Source organism: Lentzea sp. HUAS12 (genome assembly GCF_024125735.1).
In the GTDB taxonomy this organism is placed as follows: Bacteria; Actinomycetota; Actinomycetes; order Mycobacteriales; family Pseudonocardiaceae; genus Lentzea; species Lentzea albida.
Window position 1 is genome coordinate 1,550,365 of sequence record NZ_CP099738.1, and the last position, 19,729, is coordinate 1,570,093.

Below are 19,729 nucleotides of genomic sequence, written 5' to 3' on the forward strand. Positions count from 1 at the left end.
CAAAATGAACCCACCGGGCCTCGGCGCACGACGGATCAAGTCGCCTTCACAGATCGGCGAAGAGGCCACCGGGGATCAGGGACAGACGTCGAGGTACGGGGCACCGGGGGCGTACTTGGCCCACTCGGCCTCGCTGAGCCGGTCGCCCGAGTGCCGGCAGATGTGGTCGATGGCGGCCAGGGGATCGGTGTCCCACAGGTGGACGTTGCCGGCGACGGTCGCGAGCCGCCGCCCGTCGGGGCTGAACTGCAGGGCCCAGGTCGTCGCCGGTGACGCCTGCAGGATGGCCACGGTCTCCAGGCGGCGGTCCCCGGTCACGCGCCACATCCACGTCTGGCCGGTGCCGGCACCGCCGGCGAGGGTGCCGCCGTCCGGGCTGAAGACCAGCGCGTGCACGAAACCGTCGGGTCCGGTGACGGCGGGGCCGGCCGAACGCGGCTCCCGGGGGTTTTCGATGTCCCACACCAGCACGGTTCCGTTGGCGATGCCGACCGCCAGCGTCCTGCCGTCGGGGCTGATCGCGATCGAGCGCGCGTCGTCGGGGGCCACCTCGAGCGGCGGTCCGATCGGTCGCGGTGCGCGGGGGTCGCTGATGTCCCACAACGCGACGTGGCCGTCCTGCGTCGCGGCGGCGAGCACGTCGTCGCCGGGGCTGAAGGCGGTCGCGTAGACGAAGCCGGTGCCGGAGTCGAGCGTCGCGAGAGGCCGTTCTGCCGCCGGGTCCCACAGGCGCACGGTGCCGTCGTCGCTCGCGCTGGCGATCAGGCGGCCGTCGTGGCTGAACCTGACGTGTTCGACGAGCGCCGTGTGGCCCGCCAGCCGGAGCGGTAGCAGCCGCGGCCGTGCCGCGTCCTCGACGTTCCACAGCAGCACCGTGTTCCCGGACCTGGTCGCCCCGGCCAGGGTGGTCCCGTCGGGGCTCAGCGCGACGTTGCCGGTCATCCGGTCGTAGCCGGGCGGCGCCGTGAGCGGTGAGCCGACCGGCACAGGCCTGTCGCGGTTCGCCAGGTCCCACAGGCGGGTGTCGATCCCGCCGTCGACGAGCAGCGGCCGGTCGGGGTGGAAGGCGACGCCCGTGAGCTGCCTGCCCTCGGTGGGCAGCACGGGGCCGGGGACCAGCCACCTGCGGGCGACGCCGTCGGCGCTGTTGGTGTAGAGCACGCGGTCGTCACCGCGGAACGCGACCGCTGTGGTGGGTTCGGAGTGGGGGAGGTCGAGCCGCACCTTCCCGGTGGCGACGTCCCACAGCTGGACCCTGCTGGTGGCACTCGCCACGGCCAGCTGGGTTCCGTCGGAGTTGAAGGCGATCGCGTTGATCCAGCCGGCGACGCCGGTCAGCGTGCCGGCGGGTACCGGGTGCGCGGGGTCGGCCGTGGTCCACAGGCGCACGGTCGCGTCGTTGCTGCCGGCGGCGAGGGTCTTGCCGTCCGGGCTGAATGCGACGGTGTTGACGCGGCTGGGTCCGGTCCACGGGGTGTCGAGGGGGCGTGGGGTCGCGCGGTCGCCGAGGTCCCAGAGGCGGACGGCTCCGCCCGCGTCGGCGACCGCCATGATCCCGCCGCCCGGCGTGAAGGAGATCGACTGCACCGCGCCGGTCGCGCCGGTGAGCGCGGGACCGGCCGGCACCGGGTGTGCGAGGTCGCGCACGTCCCACAGCCTGATGGTCTTGTCTCGGCCGCCCGCCACGAGGGTTTCGCCGTCCGGGGTGAACTCGACCGCGAGGACCTCGCCGGCGGGACCGGTGAGCGGGTGCCCGAGCGGCTGCGGGCGGGCCGGGTCCGCCACGTCCCAGAGCCGCACGGTGCGATCGGCGGAACCGGTCGCCAGGGTGCGTCCGTCGGGGGAGAACGCGGCGGCGTAGATCGCGTCGGCGTGACCGGTGAGCTTCGTGTCCAGCAGGCGCGGGCGGTCCTGGTCGCGCAGGTCCCACAGCAGCACCTCGGTGTCGGCCTCGTCCGCGCCGGCGGCCGCGAGCAGCGTTCCCGCCCGGTCGACCACGACTGCCTGCAACGCACCTCCCGGGCGCACCATCCGGGTCACGGTGGGACGGCCGGTGGCGGCGAGCAGGCTCGACGTGGCCTCGACGGTGGGGGCGATGCGGTACGCGGCCACCGCGAGCTGCGCGGCGAGGGCGGGGTCGTGGTCGGCCAGCCGCTGGGCGGTGCCCGCGACCTGGCGGGAGATCGCGAGGTTGCGTTCGCCCTCGGCCACCGCCTGCTGCCGGATCGAGTCCGCGGTGGCGACGACGGAGAGCACGAGCAGGACGCTGAGCGCGGCGGCCAGCCACCGCAGCCGCCGGGTCTGGCGCCGGTCGAGCAGGCGCTCGGCGCGGTGGGCCTCGACGCTCGTGTCGAAGAAGTCCCGTTCGAGCTGGTTGAGCTCGTCGCGGTGGTCCTGCTGGGTCACCCAGTCGACCGCGGCGTCGAGCCGCACACCCCGGTAGAGCGCGCCGGAGTCGCGTTCGGCGTCCTCCCAGCCCTTGGCCGCCTCGGTGAGGCGTTGGTGCAGGCGCAGTCCCGACCGGTCGGTGTCGATCCACTCCCGCAGTCGTGGCCAGGAGTCCAGCAGCGCCTCGTGGCTGATCTCCACCCCGTCGACGTCGGCGGTGAGCAGGCGCCGGTCGACGTAGCGTCCCAGCAGCTCGCTCGTGCGCGCGTCGCGGTCGTCGTCCCGGGAGCCGCCCAGCTCGTCGAGCGGGACGCGCCTGCGCGTGTCCGGGGTGTTGTCGCCGACGTTGACCAGCCGCAGGAACAGTTGCCGGGCGAGGTGCTGGTCGGCCTCGGTGAGCCCGCTGAACACGCTCTCCGCGGTGCGGGCGATGGCGCCGTGGATGCCGCCGGTCTCCGTGTAGTCCGCGATCGACATCGTCCGGTGCCCGCCCTGCTCCCAGGTGGCGAGCAGTGCGTGGGACAGCAGCGGCAGCGCGCCCGTGTCCGTCCTGCCGTGGCGGGCGCCCGCCGACGTGAGGTCGCGCAGCAGCACGTCGACCAGGCCGGGCTCGATGTCGATCCCCGCCAGCCTGGCCGGTTCCACGATGGCCTGCCGCAGCTCCTCGCCCGACATCGGCCCGACCGTGACCTGGTTGTCCTGCAACGCCGACGCGAGCACCGGCCAGCGCAGCGCGTCCGGGTAGAAGTCCGCGCGCATCCCGGCCAGCACGCGGATGCCGTCGGCGGTCTGGGCCAGCGCGTGCAGCGCCTCGAGGAACGCGGCCTGCTCGGCGAGGTCGGCGCTCGTGGCGGTGAAGACCTCCTCGAACTGGTCGACGACGAGCAGGACCGGGTCCGCCACGAGGTGCAGCACCCGGCGGGCGGTGTGCGCGGGGCGTTCGCGCAGTTCCACCTCGATCTCGTCCGGTGCCACGTCCGTGACGAGCGCGAGCTGGGTGGCCAGCGCGGACGTGGGGCGCGGGCCGGGCGTGAGCGACAGCCCCTGCCAGCGGTGGGAACGCCCGTTGCCGCACAGCGCGGGCAGCACTCCCGCGCGCAGGAGCGACGACTTGCCGGAACCGGACGAACCGACGGCGAGGGTCAGTCCCGGCGCGCCGGAGCTGACCCGGTGCACCAACGCCTCGGTCAGCCGCGACCGGCCGAAGAACCAGTCGGCGTGCTCCGGTTGGAACGGCTCCAGCCCGCGGTAGGGGGTGGGCACGTCGGACCGCTGCTGCCCGAGCGGCCGCCGCAGCCGCAGCCAGCACGCGACCCAGTCCGCGGCGAGCGCCTCGCCGGTCACCCCGCAGGCCGCCAGCACGCGCAGGAACAAATCCCGCTGCGACAGCGTCGGCAAATGGCGTCCGGTGCACCAGCCGCTGATTGTGCCGAATGGCGCATCGACCTTTCCGGCCAGATTGCGCACGGTCAGACCGGCGCTCTCCCGCAACGCCGTCAAGGCGCGCCCGAAATCCTTCTTCGACGACACCGCGGCCGGGCCGAGCGGGTCGGCGGCGTCGCTCACCGGGCCTCCTCCGCTCGCGTTCCGCGACAGACCCGCACATCCCCACCTCGGTGCCGGTGCAGCACGAGGTCCGACTGTACGGACTTGTGCGGACCTGTCAACGGGCCTTCAGACGCGGCCTCCCGGAGTGCTGCACTGGCCCGCACAGGGGGATGTGAAGTAAACGCCCGGGCCGCCGATCCAGAATTCCACGTCACCACCGGGGGTATCGGCGGCCCGGGCGGAGCAGTGCCCATTCCTCTGTTCAGCGGCACGTGAATGGAGGAGAAATGGGAACGCGCCGAAGAGTGCCCCGCATTCACCGCCGGAAGACATTCCGGAAGCGGATCGCCGCGCGTCTGCGGAGACTCGTGCCGCCCGTTCTCGCCGTCCTGCTGACCGCCGGGCTGCCGGTGTCGCAGGCGGCCGCCCAGGAGCCTGCCGCCCCCGCCGCTCCCGAGCCGGTCGCCGACCGCTCGACGGTCGACCCGGCGCGGCGCGACGAGCTGCTGCCCGCCGGCTGGCGGTCCTCCGGCGACCTCGCCTGGACCACCGACGGCGACTCGACGGGCTTCCACCTGCTCGTCGCCGACTCCCGGTCCGGGTTCACCTGGCGCACGGCGGCGACGCTGGCCGAGCCCTGGCTGGAGACGGACCGGTGGATCGGCAACGCGTGCCTGACCGAGTCGGGACGCCGCGCGGTGGTCGTCTACGCGCCGCGCCACTTCACCAACCGGGCCCACCTGTTCGACCGGGGTGCGTTCGCCGCCGTCGTCGACCTCGTCTCGGGCGCCGTGACGAAGCTCCCGGTGACCGTCTCGCTGGCGTACTACGACCCGGGGTGCGGCGTGGGGGAGAACGCCGTGCTGACGCAGTCCGGCGCCGTGGACCTGGCCGCGACGCGACTGCACGTCGTCGACACCACCCGTGCCGCCCTGGTGCGGTCCCACGAGATCGACGGTGAGGTCACTTCCGCCGTCCCGGCCTCGGACGGGGTCGTGGCGGCGCGCGGCGGGCAGATCGTGCGCGTCGAGGACACCGGGAAGGTCGTCCCGCTCGCCGACACCCGCGGCCCGGCGATCCGGCTGCACCCGGACGCCGCCGGCGGGATCGTCCACCTCCAGCGAGACGGTGACCAGACCGTCGTCTCACGGCTCGCGAACGGCAAGGTCCAGGACCTCGGACGCGGTCCGCTCACCGGGGTCGGCCTGGTCGCCGGCACCGGGCGCAGGGTGTTCGTCACCGGCAAGGCAGAACTCGCCGGGTCGCTGCCGGCGGGCGTCACGGCCGTGACGGCGCCGGCGGACGCCGAGGTGTCCACCGAGGGCGGGCTCGTCCTCGAACGGACGAACCAGGCGCGGGCGGCCGCGCTCGCCTCCGCGCCCGCCGCCGACCGGACGGTCGCGGTGCGCGCCGCGGTGCGGGCGACCGGGGCCTCGGTGGACTTCGAGGTGAGCCCCGTCGCCAGGACGTCGGCGAACGCGGAGCAGGGCACGCGGGCGGCACCGGCCGCGACGCAGGTCAGGGCGAGCGCGGAGTCGCCGAACGACTCGGTCGACCGGGACCGCACCTGTTCCATCCCCCGCAACGACGCGCGGATCCAGGTGTACCAGCCGCACTGGAGCCAGGTGGAGTGGGCGGCCGAGCTCGCGGTGCAGAACGAGTTGACCGTGCAACGGCCCGCGAACTGGAAGCAGTCGGGCATGCCCGCCGCGTGGCGGCCGCAGGTGATGTTCCCGTCGGTCGGGCTCTCCGGCGGCGGCCGGGTGCCCGCTCAGATCCTGCTCGGCGTGCTGGCCCAGGAGTCCAACCTGTGGCAGGCCTCGTTCCACGTCGTGGAGGGAGTGACCGGCAACCCGCTGGTCGGCAGCTTCTACGGGGTCGAGGACGGCTGGGGCATCAACTGGTCGGCCGCCGACTGCGGCTACGGCGTCGCGCAGGTCACCGACGGCATGCGGCGCTCCGGTCCCGGTACCTTGCCGGCGGACAAGCAGCTCGCGGTCGCGGTCGACTACGCCACCAACATCGCCGCCGGGCTGCGCATCCTGCAGGAGAAGTGGAACCAGACCCAGGCGCTCGGCATGACCGTCAACGGCGGCGACGCGGCGAAGGCCGAGAACTGGTTCACCGCGCTGTGGGCCTACAACAGCGGCATCAACCCGCAGGCGAGCACCGGCAACACCACCGGCTGCACGCCGGGACCGAACTGCACCGACGCGCCGGGCAACGGGCCGGGCGGCAACTACGGCCTGGGCTGGTCGAACAACCCGGCGCGTCCCGACTACCCGTTCAACCGCACCCCGTTCCTGGACAACGACCACTACGACGACGCCCGCCACCCGCAGCACTGGCCGTACCCGGAGAAGGTCATCGGCTGGGCGGCCTACCCGATCGTCAAGTACACCGGCGGCAACGGCTACGAGGCCGGGTACAAGCAGGCGTGGTGGACCGCGGCGGACCACCGCACGCGGGCCAAACCGCCCGTCGGCACCTTCTGCAGCACGCACGCCACCAACGGCAACCGCTGCAACGCGAACAATATCGGCACCGCCGCGAACCCCTGCCTGCTCGGCGACTTCCACTGCTGGTGGCACGCGTCCGCCTCGTGGAAGGACTGCTCGGCCGGCAGCACCACGTGCGGTTTCGAAGCGGCAGGCCTCGCCGCACCCGGCAGTGCGGAGCCGCCCGACGCCGACACCGGTGGCGCGTACCCCGACGAGCAACGCGCCCGTTACCGGCCGAGGTGCACCCTCGACGGCCTGCCGTCGGGTGCGCTGGTGATCGACGACGTGGGGGACGACGTGCCGTCCGTCCGGCCGGGCTGCGGGCGGACGTGGACCGGGCAGGGCGCGTTCCGGTTGCGCTTCGCCCAGCACACCGACGGCCTTTACCACTCCAAAGTGGACTTCCACCAGATCGGCGGCGGGTTCGGCGGCCACTTCTGGTTCGCCCACACCCGCACCACGACCGCCAACGACGCCAAGAACTGGGAGGTCGCCGGCACCTGGACGCTCAACCGGTCGTTGCACCAGTGGGCCCGCGTGGTGGTGCACATGCCCGACCACGGAGCCCACACCCAGCAGGGCACATACACGGTCGACCTGGGCAACGGGCAGACCAAGCGGCGCAGCGTCCTGCAGAAGACCCAGGAGCACCGCTGGGTCTCGCTCGGCGCCTTCCCGTTCGCCGGCACCCCTTCGGTGACGCTGTCGTCGATCACGGGGGAGGGCAACGGCACCCAGGACGTCGCGTTCGACGCCGTCGCCTTCCTGCCGCTGCCGGGGAAACCGGCTGAGCAGATGGTCGTCCTCGGCGACTCCTACGCCTCCGGCGAGGGCGCCGGGAGCTACTTCCAGGAGACGGACGACAGCGGCACCACCGGTGCGGCGTGGCGCAACGGGTGCCACCGCTCCAGGAACGCGTGGTCGCGGCAAGCCGTGCTGTCCGGCACGTCCGAATCGGTCGGCGCCAGGGCGGACCGCTTCGACCCGGGCCTGGACTACCACCTGCTGGCGTGCTCCGGCGCGCAGACCGAGAACCTGCTGCCGGACGGCGTCGCCAACGCCTGGGGCGAGAACGGGCGCGGTCAGCACAAGGAGCTCTCCCAGATCGACCGCGGGTTCCTCGACGACAACACGACCACGGTGGCGCTGAGCATCGGCGGCAACGACGCGCACTTCGGCGACGTGCTCACCACGTGCACCGTCGGCACCCCGCTCCCGGACCAGTACTGCGGAAGCTCGAACGCGCCCAACGACTGGTACGGCGACCCACCGCCCGTGCCGACGCCGTTGGAGAGGGCGCTGCCCGCGCTCATCGAGCAGAAGGTCAAACCCTCCGTCGAGACCGTGGTGCGCCAGGTGCACGCCAAGGCACCGAACGCCCGGATCGTGCTCATGGGCTACCCGCGGCTGTTCCCGCTCGTCGGCGACGGGAACACCTGGTACCGCGACAGCCTGTGCATGACCACGCTGCGCCTCAGCGATGCCGAGATCGACTTCCTCAACGACATGGCCGACCTGCTCAACAACGCCCTGCACGAGACCGCCGTGTCGTTGCTGCGGGAGGACGTCTTCGTGTCCTATTCGGACCCTCGCGACGAGTTCGAGCTGTCCCAGGTCTGTTCCCGCTTCGACGCGACCGGCGAGTCGATCCACCGCGTCGTCACCGGCAAGACCGAGGGCGAGGACCCGGACGCCGTCGTGTCCCAGCAGTCGTTCCACCCCAAGAGCTCCGGCACCGGCAGCTACGCCGCCGCGTTCGCCCACACACTGGGAGCCCTCCGCGACGGCGCGGGCGGTGTGGTGCCGCCGAGTGCGCAGATCGCGAGAGCCGAGCTGTACGAGCTCCAGTCGTACGTGGCGCCGCAGAACCCGCCGCAGTATGCCCGGGAGAGCTTCTACCCGGGCCCGAACACGCCCTGGGCGAGCTTCCCCGGCGTGGGCTGCAACACCAGGGAGGTCGTGTTGCGTCGGGACGGCCAGGCACTCGCCCCGCCCACCGGCTGCCCCGTGACGGCCGGCCGGTGGACCAGCCCGTACGACAACACGACCACCACCGCCCGCAACGAGATGGAGATCGACCACGTGGTCCCGCTGGGCCACGCCTGGTACGCCGGGGCCAGCGGGTGGACCGACAGGCACCGCATCACGTTCGCGAACGACCTCGAACACCCGCAGCTGCTCGCGGTGTCGAAGACCACCAACAGTTCCAAGGGCGACCGGCCGCCCGACGTGTGGCTGCCGACGCCCTCGCACTGGTGCGCCTACGCCCGGTCGTGGATCCACGTCAAACGGGTCTACCACCTGGCGATCACCTACCCGGAGTACTTCACGCTCCTGGACATTCTCGACCGGCAGTGCTGACAACGAGGAGAGAACCGTTGAAGAGGAACCGTTTCCTGATCCTGGCCCTGTGGCTGGCCCTGGCCCTCGCGACCGGTCTGACCGCGGCACCGGCCGCCCAGGCGGCGTCGTGCTACGGCTCGGGCTGTGCCGGCCAGGACCCGCAGAGCACCGGGTGCTCGTCCGGCGCGGCGAACGTGTCCGGCACCGAGTACTGGGCCTCGTCCTTCAGCAGGGCGATGCGCAACAGCGGCACGTGCTCCGCCCGCTGGGCGCGGCTCGTCATCGACGACTACCTGCCCACGTGCTGCTACGCGATCAGCACCGCGATCGAGAGCCAGCGCTACTACGCGGGCAACTGGATCGCGGGCGACTGGCGCAGCAGACGGGTCGGCGCCGGCCTGGAAGGCAGCTTCTGGACCCCGATGATCGCCAACCTGTCCGACGACCGCGCCCGCGTGTGCCACCGCTTGGAGGCGATGGACGGCTCCTGGTACGGGACCTGGAACTGTTCCGGATGGGTTTCGTGACACCTGAAGCGCGTCCTGGTCGTGCCCGGCCGACGTCGTGCGGGCACAGCGCCATCCTCTGACCAGGTCGCCGGGATCGGCGCGGCCACCGGGTGGTGGCCGCGCCGATCCCGGCACTCGGGTCGCGAGGTTGTAGAGTGTCAAATTGAAGAATTGTTCAATTCGACAGGTTGTGGACGCATGAGTGAGTTCGAGGACAACCTGCACCGCCGGCTCGAGCAGGCCGAGCGGGCGGTGTGTCTCGCCGTGGAGCGGCAGGACGACTACGGCGCCGAGGTGCACCGCGCCGACCTCGCCAACCTGCGACGCCTGGCGGGCGAGCACGGGGTGGCCGTCACCAGGCCCGAGGAGGGCTGAGCGGTGCCTGTTCCGCTGTACCAGGCGAAGGCCGAGTTCTTCCGCATGCTCGGCCATCCGGTGCGCATCCGGGTGCTGGAGCTGTTGCAGGACGGTCCGAAAGCGGTGCGCGACCTGCTCGCCGAGATCGACGTGGAGGCGTCCAACCTCTCGGCGCAGCTGGCCGTGTTGCGCAGGTCCGGCATCGTGACGGCGACCCGGGAAGGATCGACGGTGGTGTACGCGCTCGCGGGCGCCGACGTGGCCGACCTGATGAAGGCGGCCAGACGCATCCTGACCGAGTTGCTGGTCGGGCAGAACGAGTTGCTCGCGCAGCTGCGCGAGGACTCCGCGTGAGAGCCTTCCTGCCGGCGAAGGCCGACTGGTCGGCCGCCACGCCCAGAGACGTCCTGGCGGGTGTCACCGTCGCGGTGGTCGCCTTACCTCTGGCGCTCGGCTTCGGCGTCGCGTCCGGACTCGGTGCGGCGGCCGGCCTGGTGACGGCGATCGTGGCGGGCGCGTTGGCGGCGGTGTTCGGGGGGTCGAGCCTGCAGGTGTCCGGGCCCACCGGCGCCATGACCGTCGTGCTCGTCCCGATCGTCGCGAGGTTCGGACCCGGCGGTGTGCTGACGGTCGGTCTGCTCGCGGGTGTGGTCCTGCTCTGCCTGGCGGTGGCCAGGATCGGGCGCTACATGCGGTACGTTCCCGCGCCGGTGGTCGAGGGCTTCACCATCGGCATCGCCGCGGTGATCGCGTTGCAGCAGGTCCCGGCGGCTCTCGGGGTGCCGGCTTCCACCGGGCACAACGTGGTGGTGACCGCGGTGCGTGCGGTCGGGGCCGGCCCCGTGTGGCCCGCCGCACTGCTCGCCGGCGGTGTGGTCGTGGTGATGCTCGTCGGGTCGCGCTGGAAGCCCGCGATCCCGTTCTCGTTGCTGGCCGTCGCGGTGGGTACGGCGGTGGCGGAGATCTGGTCGTTGCCGGTGGCCAGGATCGGCTCGCTGCCGGCGTTGCTGCCCGCGCCGTCGCTGTCCTTCCTGGATCTGGACGCGTTGTGGTCCTTGCTGCCGTCCGCGGTCGCGGTGGCGGCACTCGCCGCGCTGGAGAGCCTGCTGTCGGCCACCGTGGCCGATGGCATGAGCGTCAACCAGCGGCACAACCCCGACCGCGAGCTCTTCGGGCAAGGTGTCGCGAACGTCGTCACACCGCTGTTCGGCGGAGTGCCCGCCACCGCGGCGATCGCGAGGACCGCGGTCAACGTCCGGTCGGGCGCGACATCGAGACTGGCGGCCCTGGTGCACGCCGCGACGCTCGCCGTCATCATGCTGGCCGCCGCCCCCGCGGTCGGGCGAATCCCGTTGGCCGTGCTGGCAGGCGTCCTGATCGCCACCGCCGTGCGCATGGTCGAGGTGGGATCGGTGCGCGTGCTGATGCGCGCGAACCGCTCCGACGCGGTGGTGCTCGCCCTCACCGCCATCGCGACGCTGACCCTCGACCTCGTCACGGCCGTGATCGTCGGCATCGCCGTCGCGGGAGCGCTGGCACTGCGAGCCGTCGCCAGATCCGCGCGCATCGACGTGGAGCCCCTGGAAGCGGGCGACCACACCGAAGAGGAACGGAGGCTGCTCTCCGAGCACATCGTCGCCTACCGGCTGGACGGACCGCTGTTCTTCGCCGCGGCACACCGCTTCCTCCTGGAGCTCACCGAGATCTCGGCGGTCTCCGTGGTGATCCTCCGCCTGTCGCATGTGTCCACACTGGACACCACTGGAGTCCTGGTCCTGCGCGACGCCGTCGAGAAGCTGGAACACCGTGGTGTGACCGTCCTGCTTTCCGGTGTGCGAGAAGGACATCGCCGCCAGCTGGAGGTCCTCGGAGTGCGCACGTTCGCGAGCACACCTGAAGCCATCGAGCACGCTCGGACCCATCTGCGGCTCAACGGGACGCTCCCTTGAGAAGCGTGGAAAGGGCCGTTGCCGGCTGCTCCACGGCGAACGCTGACCGCACCAGGAGAAGAACTGCGCGATTGCTGAACAATGGGTATGGGGGGTAGCGATCCTCGCGCACGGTTCGCGGGGAGACATCCAGCCGATGGTGGCGCTCGGCTACCAACTGCGGCGGCGCGGGCACTCGGTCGTGATGACGGTGAACGAGAACCTCGCCGCGTGGGCCGCACGTTCCGGCATCGACGTCGTCCCGATGAAACCGGACCTGAGCGTGATCATGAGCTCGGACGCGGGGCGCGCCAACATGGCCCGCGGGAAGGTCTACGCGTTCCTCAAGGCGATGACCCTCGAGGAACGCGCGGCGAACCGGTCGATCATCGACGCGTGCGTCACCGCGGCCGAGGGTGCCGACCTGGTGATCTCGACGATCACGACCGTGTACCGCGGTGAGTGCCTCGCGAAGGCACTCGGCGTGCCGCACCGCACGTCGAGCCTTTATCCGGTCCTCGACGCGGGCAATCACGCGAGCTTCCTCTCTCCGGTCCGCGATCTGCGGCTGCGCCGGCTGAACTGGGCGAGCTGGCGCCTGCTGGACCTCGCCTTCTGGTACGAGAACAAGCCGAACATCGACGAGATGTGCGACGTGCTCGGCATCGAGCGGTACCGGCGCGCCCCGCGCGTGGAACTGATCCCGTCCGTGGCGATGTTCAGCGGCGACGTCGCGTCGAGGCCGGCGGAATGGGACCAGCGGCACGAGATCGTCGGGTGGCAGGCGCTGTCCGCGGACCTGCGGGCCCGGCTCGGTGACACCGTGCCGGAATCCCTGGACGCCTGGCTGGACGCGGGCAGCGCACCGGTCTTCTTCGGCTTCGGCTCGACACCGGTGGCCGACCCCCGGGCCATGTTGCGCACCATCTCCGACCTGACGCGAGAACGGGGCCTGCGAGGGCTGATCTGCGCCGACTGGAGCGACTTCGGCGCCGACGGCGCCGGACTGCCCGACCACCTGCACCTCGTGAACAACGTCGACTTCGACGCGGTGCTGCCGCGCTGCCGGGCCGCCGTGCACCACGGCGGGTCGGGCACGACCGCGTCCGTCCTGCGCGGGCCTGCCGTCCGTCATCGCCGGAATGCTCGCCGACCAGGCCTACTGGGCGTGGCGCGTGGAGCAACTGGGCGCCGGCATGCGCCTGCCGTTCCACAAGATCACGGCCGACCGGCTCGGTGCCGCCGTCGACGCGGCGCTGGCGTGCGCGGGCCAGGCGAAGGAGCTCGGCTCGCGGGTCTCGGCGAACACCGTGCAGACGGACGCCGCGGACGTCGTCGAGCGCTGGGCCGCAGAGCTGGGCATCCAGCCGGTGGTGCACAACTGACGGGTGGACTGCACAACGCCGATCGGCCGCCTGTGGGGAGATCTCCCGAGTTCACGAGCCGTTCGGTTCGCCGAAGCGCTTCGCGAGGCCGAGGAACTGCTGCGACAACGAGCCCGCCCGGGTCAGCAGCTCCTCGTACTCGTCGAGCAGGCGTGCCGCGCGCGGGTCGGCGCTCACGCCGGGCGCCGTCCGCACTCGCCTGGCCACGTTCATCCCGTGGAACGCGAGCATCACCATCACCTCGCTGAGGACGTCGACCTCGCTCCCGGCGGCGGGTTCGTCACCCGAGTCGTGGTCGGGCAGCTCCAGCAGCGCTTCGCGGAGCCTGCGCCGTCCTTCCGGCGTGATCGGTGCGTTCATCGGATCCCCAGGTGTCTTGTGTGCCACCGCGAGGCTAGTCGTGCTCAGCGGTCCTCAGACCGGGATCCTCCGCGTGGTCGCTGGAACCGGCGGCCGGCGAGGTCATGTCCTGCTGACCGATGACGGTCAGGAACCGGAGCTGGTCGGCGGCTTCGCTGTCGGGGGCAGCCGTGAAGACGACGATGCGCAGGTCCGCGCCGCGGAGTGAGAGCACGTCGCAGTCGAGTTCGATCGCGCCGACCTGGGGGTGGTCGATGGTCTTGCGCTCACTGGTGTGGTGCGCGACGGCGGAGCCGTCCCACAGCCGGGCGAAGTCGGTGCTCGACCGGCGCAGGTCGCTGATCATGGCGGCCAGCCGGCGGTCGGCCGGGTAGCGGGAGGCGACGTCGCGCAGGTCGGCGACCAGGGAGGCCCGGTGGTCCTCCGGGGAGGTGTGCCGGATCCTGCCGGGGTCGTTGTGGAAGATGCGCCAGACCAGGTTCGTCTCGCGGCCGGCGCGGCGTCGCGTCTCGCCGTGCAGGGCCGCCCACAGCTCGTTGTGCTCCAGCAGGGTCCAGGCCGCGTCGAAGACCGCGATCGGCACGTCGCCCAGGCGACTGAGCAGCCGTTGCACGTTGGGACCGATGAGCTGGGGGATGCTCCCGGCGAGCTCGGCGGCGTGGCCCGCGAGCCGGCACGCCAGCTGGAACTCGGCGTCGGTGAGGCGCAGGGCGCGGGACAGCGCCCGCAGGACGTCGGCGCTGGGGTGCGCGCGGCCCTGTTCGAGGCGTTTGACGTAGTCGGGCGAGACACCGGCCAGCCAGCCGACCTCCTCGCGCCGCAACCCCGGGGTGCGGCGGGCGCCGCGGGCGAAGGGGGAACCGACGTCCTCCGGGCGGACCCTGGCACGCCAGGAGCGCAGCATCGTCGCCAGATCCGGTCCCTCGCTCACGACTGCATTCTCGGTCATGACCCGATTGTCGACGCGCCGCCCGGCCTCTGGGTGGCCCGACTTGGGCCACGTTGCCTCTGCTCCCGCGCCCCAGACTCGATCTGGCAGCGAGAGAAAAGGAAGCCAGAGATGAACACACCGGCCACGGACGCGGCGGTCGCGTTGGTCACGGGCGGCAACAAGGGCATCGGCCTGGAGACGGCACGCCGTCTGGTGGAGGCGGGGTGCCGCGTCCACCTGGGTGCCCGCGACCCCGACCTCGGCAAGCCCGCCGCCGACAGCATCGGCGCGCACTTCCTCCAGGTGGACGTGACTTCGCAGGAGTCGGTCGACCGTGCCGCCGTGACCGTCGAGCAGACCGACGGCCACCTCGACGTGCTGGTCAACAACGCCGGAATCACCGGCCCGATAGCCGCGGCAGGGGACTACACCCCGGACGACGCCACCGCGGTCCTGCTGACCAACGTCGTCGGCTACGTCCGCATGATCCACGCGTTCCTGCCGCTGCTCGAACGCAGCACGAACCCCCGCATCGTCAACGTCAGCAGCGGCCTGGGTTCCTTCGGCCTGTTCCACGACGACAGCCGCATCGAATCGCGCTTCGGCTCGCCGCTGTACGCGGCGTCGAAGGCCGGGATCAACATGCTCACCGCCCGCTACGCGCGGTTGCTGCCCCACCTGCGCATCAACGCCGCCGACCCCGGCATGACCGCCACCGACCTCAGCGGCGGCCAGGGCCACTCCGTGCAGGACGGAACCGACGCCATCGTCGCCTACGCCCTCGCCGGACCGGGCGGCGTGACCAGGACCTTCCGCGACCGCGACGGCGACCTGCCCTGGTAGCCGGGCTCGTCCAGCCTCGTCAACCGCCCCACCACTCATCGATCCCGAAAGGATCCGTCATGTCCTCCTTCCTCGTCATCGGAGCCACCGGAAACGTCGGCAGCGCCCTGATACCGCAGCTCCACGAGCAGGGCCACCAAGTGCGGGCCCTGGTCCGCAGTCCCTCACGCGCCGAACTGGTCCCGGCCGGCGTCGACATCGCCGTCGGCGACCTGGACGACGCCGAGAGCCTCACCGAGGCCACCCGCGGCGTCGACGGCGTCTTCTTCATGCAGCTCGACCCGCTGCGCGAGCAGGCCGAGAACATGATCAAGGCCGCCCGCACCGCCGGAGTGCGCAAGATCGTGGTGCTGTCCTCCATCGGCACCGTCCTGGAACCGCTGCCCGTGATCGGGGCCAGGATCGCCGCCCGCGACCAGGTCTTCCGCGACTCCGGCCTCGACGTCACCTACCTGCGCGCCAACACCTTGATGTCGAACGCGACCTGGTGGCTGCCCACGATCCGCGACGAGGGCCGCGTCTACGACGCCAGCGACCCCGGCAAGACCGTGCCCGTCGACACCTACGACATCGCCCGCGTCGCCGCCGTCGCCCTCACCCAGGACGGTCACGCCGGCCGCGCCTACATCATCAACGGCCCGCAGGCGCTCACCGCCCGCGAGCAGGTGGAGATCCTCGCCGACGTCCTGGGACGGACCATCGAGTTCGTGCCGCTCACCCCCGAGCAGTTCGCCCGGCACAGCATCGAGCAGGGCACCCCGGCCGACTTCGCCGGCGCGGTGCGGAACCTCAACGAGCTCTTCCGCGCCGGCCGCGCCGGAGTCATCAGCGACGACATCACCAACCTCACCGGCATCGCTCCCCGCACCTTCCGCGAGTGGTGCGAGGAGCACGCCGGCGAGTTCCGCTGAGACACCACGACGGACGGCGGCGGGCGACGACCCGCCGCCGTCCCGGTCCGGCGAAGCGCCTGAGTGTCACGTGCGGGCGATCTCTGCCACCAGGAGTTGCCGCGCGAGGACGGTGAACCCGGAATGCCGCTCGGTGCCGGTCACTCGTGAGCTCCGGTACTGGAGCCCGGGGTCGCGCTTGACCGGCTCCAGGTACCCGTGGTCGCCGGAGGAGGAGCCCGTCGTCTCCTTCATGAACCAGTAGGAGGTGGCGAGGAAGTGGAACGACCCCGCCGCGTCGGTGACCTGGATGACCAGATCGCTGCGCAGCTCGCGGTCGGTGCGCCTGGTCTGGATGTTGTGGTCCTGTCGGCGCTCGGACTCGTGGCGCTGCGCGAGCATCGGCGGGTTCACTCGTTCGGCTCCTTTTGGTCAGGTCCGCGCGGGTCAGACGTGCCAGCCCGTCGCGTTCTTCACCACCGCTCCGACGTCGCACCACACCGTCGACGTTCCCCCGTCGGCCGCGATCGGTCCGTAGTGCGCGTAGCGGTAGCCGTTGTCGATGCGCTCGCAGTCGGCGATGGCCTTGAAACGGCCGATGCCGACGCAGTGCACGATGGCGCCGCGGTGGCCGGCGCTGCCGTGCGTGCCGTACCACTCGCACCCCGCGGCGGAGGCGGGCGCCGCGGTCAGCACCACGCCGCCGAGCACGATCGCCGCGGACGCGACCAGAGCCGTGATGCGCGCCATCAGATGTTGATCCCGGTGGCCGAGACGACCACGGCATCGATGTCGCACCAAACGGTCGAGGTCCTGCCCTGGCCCACCATCGGTCCGAAGTGGGTGTACTGGAAGCCGTTGTCGGTGCGGCGACAGCGTGCGGACGCCTGGAACGTGCCGAGGTCGTAACAGGTGACGGCGGCACCGTTGTGGCCGGCGCTGCCCCGCACGTTCTGCACGCTGCACGACGCGGCGGAGGCGGGCGTGGCGACGAGCGCCAGGCAGCCGGTGGAGAAGGCGAGCGCGGCCAGTGCGGCCGTGATCTTGTTCATCATGACCACGATCCTGCGAGGTGCGGTCGTTGCGGAACAGAGCACCGACCGGTCACAGGTGACCGGTCCCGAAAGGATGAGGTGGCTCACGGCGGTGCGCGGTTCCGTGGCGCGGCGGGTGCCCGGAGCCTGGGACACTGGACCCCCGACCACCCGCTAGACCAGGAGTGCACCTTGCAGCAGGGAACCGTCCGCTGGTACGACCTCGAGCGCGGCTTCGGCTTCCTCGCCCCCGACGACGGCGGCGACGACATCTTCGTGCACGTCTCGCAGGTGCGGGGCGAGGGCCCGGCCAAGGCGCTGCGCGAGGGCCAGGCGGTGGAGTTCGAGACCGGTGAGGGGCCCCGCGGTCCGCAGGCGCTGCGCGTCGCCGTCACCGGGGACGCCGCACCGGGCGCGACCCTGGGCGTGCTCGCCACCGTCTCCTGGTACGAGCCTGCCAAGGGCTACGGGTTCGCCGCGCCGGACGGCGGGGGCGCGGAGGTGTTCGTGCACTCCTCCGCGATCGTCACCGGGGGTGTTCTCGCGGCCGGGCAGCGGGTGGCCTTCGTCGTCGTCGCGGGGGAGAAGGGGCCGCAGGCCCAGCACGTGGTGCCGCTGAGCTTCGACGCCGGGGTCAACCGGGCGCCTCTGGTCGTGCCCGACGACGGCGCCGACGGCTCCGTGCTGTGGTTCGACGAGGAGAAGGCGTTCGGGTTCGTGGCCGCCGACGACGGGGCGGGCGACGTCTTCCTGCACGTGCGGGCCCTGGTCGACGACCGGTATCTGCCGGTCGAGGGCGACCGGGTCTCGTTCACCGCGGTCACCGTGGACCAGGGTCGTCAGGCGCGCGACGTGCGGTTCGTGGCCGCCGGCGACCCGGTGGAGGCCCCCAGCCAGCCCCGTCCGGCGGCCCGGCCCACCGCCCGCGCCGGCGACGGCGTGGTGGCGCGCTACGACGGCGACCGCGGCTTCGGTTTCATCACCCCGGACGCGGGCGGGCCGGACCTGTTCGTGCACGTCTCGGTGGTCTCCGGTGAGCCCCTGGTGGCCGGCGAGCGGGTGCGCTTCCGCATCCGGCAGAGCGACCGGGGCCCGCAGGCCGACGCCGTCGAGCGCGCCTGACCGTCCGGGGCCGTGTGAAGCCGAAGGTGGCCGGTGGTCGGCTCAGCCCAGTAGCGTCGGCCTGTGCCAGAAGAGGGTGAGGTCGTCGCCGGGCGGTACCGGCTGGTGTCGTCGATCGGGCAAGGTTCCATGGGGGTGGTCTGGCAGGCGCGCGACGAGCGGCTCGACCGCGTGGTCGCGGTCAAGCTGCTCAACACCGACCGGCGGTCCCCGGATGCGGTGGCGCAGATGCTGCGCGAGGGCCGGGTCGCCGGTCGGCTGCGGCACCCGCACGCGATCAGCGTGTACGAGGTGGTCGAGCACGAGGACAAGCCCTGCCTGGTGCTGGAGTACCTGCCCTCCCGCAGCCTCGCGGCGCTGATCGCCGAACGGGGCGCGCTGCCGCCGGGCGTCGTCGCGGCCGTGGGCAGGCAGGTCGCCGCCGCGCTGGCGGCGGCGCACGCGGAGGGCATCGTGCACCGGGACGTCTCGACGTTCAACGTCCTGCTGGCCGAGGACGGCATCGCGAAGATCACCGACTTCGGCATCGCCCGCGCGGTCGGCGAGGGCACGGTGACCGACGCCCGCCTGATCGTCGGCACGCCGGCCTTCCTGGCACCGGAGGTGGCGGCGGGCGAGGCGGCGACGTCCGCCTCGGACGTGTTCTCCCTCGGCGCGACCCTCTACGCGGCGCTGGAAGGCACGCCGCCGTTCGGTGTGGACGACAACCCCTACGCGCTCCTGCAACGCGCGGTTCGGGGGGAGTTCGAGCCGCCGCGGTCAGGTGGCCCGCTCGGTGAGGTGCTCCTGCGCCTCCTGCACCGTGACGCGGCCCAGCGCCCGACGATGGCCGAGGCCCACAAGCTGCTCGCGGCCGTCGCGGAGGGTCTGCCGCTGCCCGCCGCGCCCCCGAGTAGCGGGACGCGGATGCTGCGCGCCCGCCGCCCCCTGCCGCGCCGGGGGATCGCGATGGCCGCCGGTGCGGCCGTCCTGGTCGCCGCCGGTGTCGTGATCGGCATCGTCGTGCAGGGCGACCGGCCCACCAGCAGCGCCCAGACCGGCTCCACCACGGCGACGAGCACGGTCACGAGCGCCTGCGATGCCCGGTACGAGGTGACCAACTCGTGGCCGGGCGGCTACCAGGTCGAGGTGACCGTGCGCAACACCAGCGCGGCCGGCCTGACCGGCTGGACCATCACGTGGCAGCCGGCCGCGGGCCACACCATCGGCAACCTGTGGAACGGCACCCTGACCCAGAACGCGACCGCGGTGACCGTCACCAACGCCGGTTACAACGCCGTGCTCGCCGCCGGGGGAACCACCTCGTTCGGGTTCGTCGCCGGCGGTCCCGAACCCGCTCGCCCGGCCGTGAGCTGCTCCGCCGCGAACTGAAACGCCGGGTGTGGAGTTCTCACTGCTCACGGTGCAGTACGAGGTGCTCGTGGTAGAGGATTCCGTCGCGGACGTCGCCTGTCGCGGTGAACCCGCGTTGGCCGCGTGACGAGCATGGTGCCGGATCAGGCGGTCTCACCGACGCGAAGGACTCAGCGTGGTCCTTCCGATGAGAGATTAGGTAGCAAACATATTCCATCGGACCACGTAGCATGACGT

General features: G+C 72.0%; 18 protein-coding genes and 2 pseudogenes. 12 read left to right on the forward strand and 8 right to left on the reverse strand.

Annotated features, from left to right (window positions below):
- Window positions 1-75: 75 nt before the first annotated feature.
- Window positions 76-3,954: a helix-turn-helix domain-containing protein gene (locus tag ND450_RS06870; RefSeq protein ID WP_253325318.1), complete on the reverse strand. Its 3,879-nt coding sequence runs from the start codon at window positions 3,952-3,954 to the stop codon at window positions 76-78.
- A gap of 350 nt (window positions 3,955-4,304) precedes the next feature.
- On the opposite strand from ND450_RS06870, the gene ND450_RS06875 reads away from it, so the two are divergent.
- The 6 genes and pseudogenes from ND450_RS06875 to ND450_RS45985 all read left to right on the forward strand — a co-directional run.
- A complete protein-coding gene (locus ND450_RS06875; protein WP_253325319.1) occupies window positions 4,305-8,798 on the forward strand; it encodes a DUF1524 domain-containing protein in 4,494 nt (1,497 codons plus the stop codon).
- Between the two features lie 17 nt (window positions 8,799-8,815).
- Window positions 8,816-9,307: a DUF2690 domain-containing protein gene (locus tag ND450_RS06880; protein WP_253325320.1), complete on the forward strand. Its 492-nt coding sequence runs from the start codon at window positions 8,816-8,818 to the stop codon at window positions 9,305-9,307.
- Between the two features lie 180 nt (window positions 9,308-9,487).
- A complete protein-coding gene (locus ND450_RS06885) occupies window positions 9,488-9,664 on the forward strand; it encodes a hypothetical protein (RefSeq protein ID WP_253325321.1) in 177 nt (58 codons plus the stop codon).
- A 3-nt stretch (window positions 9,665-9,667) separates the two neighbouring features.
- Window positions 9,668-10,000 carry a helix-turn-helix transcriptional regulator gene (locus ND450_RS06890; RefSeq protein WP_089926887.1) on the forward strand — a complete coding sequence of 111 codons (333 nt, stop codon included), beginning with the start codon at window positions 9,668-9,670 and terminating at the stop codon, window positions 9,998-10,000.
- Complete coding sequence (locus ND450_RS06895; RefSeq protein WP_253325322.1) at window positions 9,997-11,595, forward strand: SulP family inorganic anion transporter; 1,599 nt, start codon at window positions 9,997-9,999, stop codon at window positions 11,593-11,595. The genes ND450_RS06890 and ND450_RS06895 overlap by 4 nt, the downstream gene beginning before the upstream one ends.
- Window positions 11,596-11,731: 136 nt before the next feature.
- Window positions 11,732-11,827, forward strand: a pseudogene (locus ND450_RS45985) (hypothetical protein); the annotation flags it as partial.
- Window positions 11,828-12,105: 278 nt separating this feature from the next.
- Here ND450_RS45985 and ND450_RS06905 read toward each other — a convergent pair.
- Window positions 12,106-12,672 (reverse strand): hypothetical protein, encoded by a 567-nt coding sequence (locus tag ND450_RS06905; RefSeq protein WP_253325324.1) that lies wholly within the window; start codon window positions 12,670-12,672, stop codon window positions 12,106-12,108.
- 44 nt (window positions 12,673-12,716) lie between these two features.
- Between ND450_RS06905 and ND450_RS06910 the strand changes: the two genes are divergently transcribed.
- Window positions 12,717-12,959, forward strand: coding sequence for a hypothetical protein (locus ND450_RS06910; RefSeq protein ID WP_253325325.1), 243 nt, complete (start codon window positions 12,717-12,719; stop codon window positions 12,957-12,959).
- Between the two features lie 51 nt (window positions 12,960-13,010).
- Here the strand turns inward: ND450_RS06910 and ND450_RS06915 are convergent, their stop codons facing one another.
- Window positions 13,011-13,319, reverse strand: coding sequence for a hypothetical protein (locus ND450_RS06915; protein ID WP_253325326.1), 309 nt, complete (start codon window positions 13,317-13,319; stop codon window positions 13,011-13,013).
- Window positions 13,320-13,353: 34 nt separating this feature from the next.
- Window positions 13,354-14,268 (reverse strand): helix-turn-helix domain-containing protein, encoded by a 915-nt coding sequence (locus ND450_RS06920; RefSeq protein ID WP_253325327.1) that lies wholly within the window; start codon window positions 14,266-14,268, stop codon window positions 13,354-13,356.
- A 111-nt stretch (window positions 14,269-14,379) separates the two neighbouring features.
- Between ND450_RS06920 and ND450_RS06925 the strand changes: the two genes are divergently transcribed.
- Window positions 14,380-15,093, forward strand: a complete 714-nt coding sequence (locus ND450_RS06925; protein ID WP_253325328.1) for an SDR family NAD(P)-dependent oxidoreductase — start codon at window positions 14,380-14,382, stop codon at window positions 15,091-15,093.
- A 59-nt stretch (window positions 15,094-15,152) separates the two neighbouring features.
- Entirely contained in the window at window positions 15,153-16,004 is an 852-nt protein-coding gene (locus ND450_RS06930; protein WP_253325329.1) for an NAD(P)H-binding protein, read from the forward strand.
- 66 nt (window positions 16,005-16,070) lie between these two features.
- On the opposite strand, the gene ND450_RS06935 is transcribed toward ND450_RS06930, so the two are convergent.
- From ND450_RS06935 to ND450_RS06945, 3 genes are read right to left on the reverse strand one after another with little or no spacing between them, the layout of a single operon-like run.
- On the reverse strand, window positions 16,071-16,397 hold the full coding sequence (locus tag ND450_RS06935; protein ID WP_253325330.1) for a hypothetical protein: 327 nt from the start codon (window positions 16,395-16,397) through the stop codon (window positions 16,071-16,073).
- Window positions 16,398-16,430: 33 nt separating this feature from the next.
- Window positions 16,431-16,733: a hypothetical protein gene (locus tag ND450_RS06940; RefSeq protein WP_253325331.1), complete on the reverse strand. Its 303-nt coding sequence runs from the start codon at window positions 16,731-16,733 to the stop codon at window positions 16,431-16,433.
- Window positions 16,733-17,038 carry a hypothetical protein gene (locus ND450_RS06945; RefSeq protein ID WP_253325332.1) on the reverse strand — a complete coding sequence of 102 codons (306 nt, stop codon included), beginning with the start codon at window positions 17,036-17,038 and terminating at the stop codon, window positions 16,733-16,735. Before ND450_RS06945 ends, ND450_RS06940 begins: the two co-directional genes overlap by 1 nt.
- A gap of 171 nt (window positions 17,039-17,209) precedes the next feature.
- Between ND450_RS06945 and ND450_RS06950 the strand changes: the two are divergent.
- From ND450_RS06950 to ND450_RS06970, 3 genes and pseudogenes are all read left to right on the forward strand, one after another.
- Window positions 17,210-17,404 (forward strand): annotated as a pseudogene (locus tag ND450_RS06950) (cold-shock protein); the annotation flags it as partial.
- 39 nt (window positions 17,405-17,443) lie between these two features.
- Window positions 17,444-18,139 (forward strand): cold shock domain-containing protein, encoded by a 696-nt coding sequence (locus tag ND450_RS45990; RefSeq protein WP_371927754.1) that lies wholly within the window; start codon window positions 17,444-17,446, stop codon window positions 18,137-18,139.
- A gap of 63 nt (window positions 18,140-18,202) precedes the next feature.
- A complete protein-coding gene (locus ND450_RS06970) occupies window positions 18,203-19,510 on the forward strand; it encodes a protein kinase (RefSeq protein ID WP_253325333.1) in 1,308 nt (435 codons plus the stop codon).
- A 19-nt stretch (window positions 19,511-19,529) separates the two neighbouring features.
- Here ND450_RS06970 and ND450_RS45995 read toward each other — a convergent pair whose 3' ends face one another.
- Entirely contained in the window at window positions 19,530-19,724 is a 195-nt protein-coding gene (locus ND450_RS45995) for an Atu4866 domain-containing protein (RefSeq protein WP_371927672.1), read from the reverse strand.
- Window positions 19,725-19,729 lie beyond the last annotated feature (5 nt).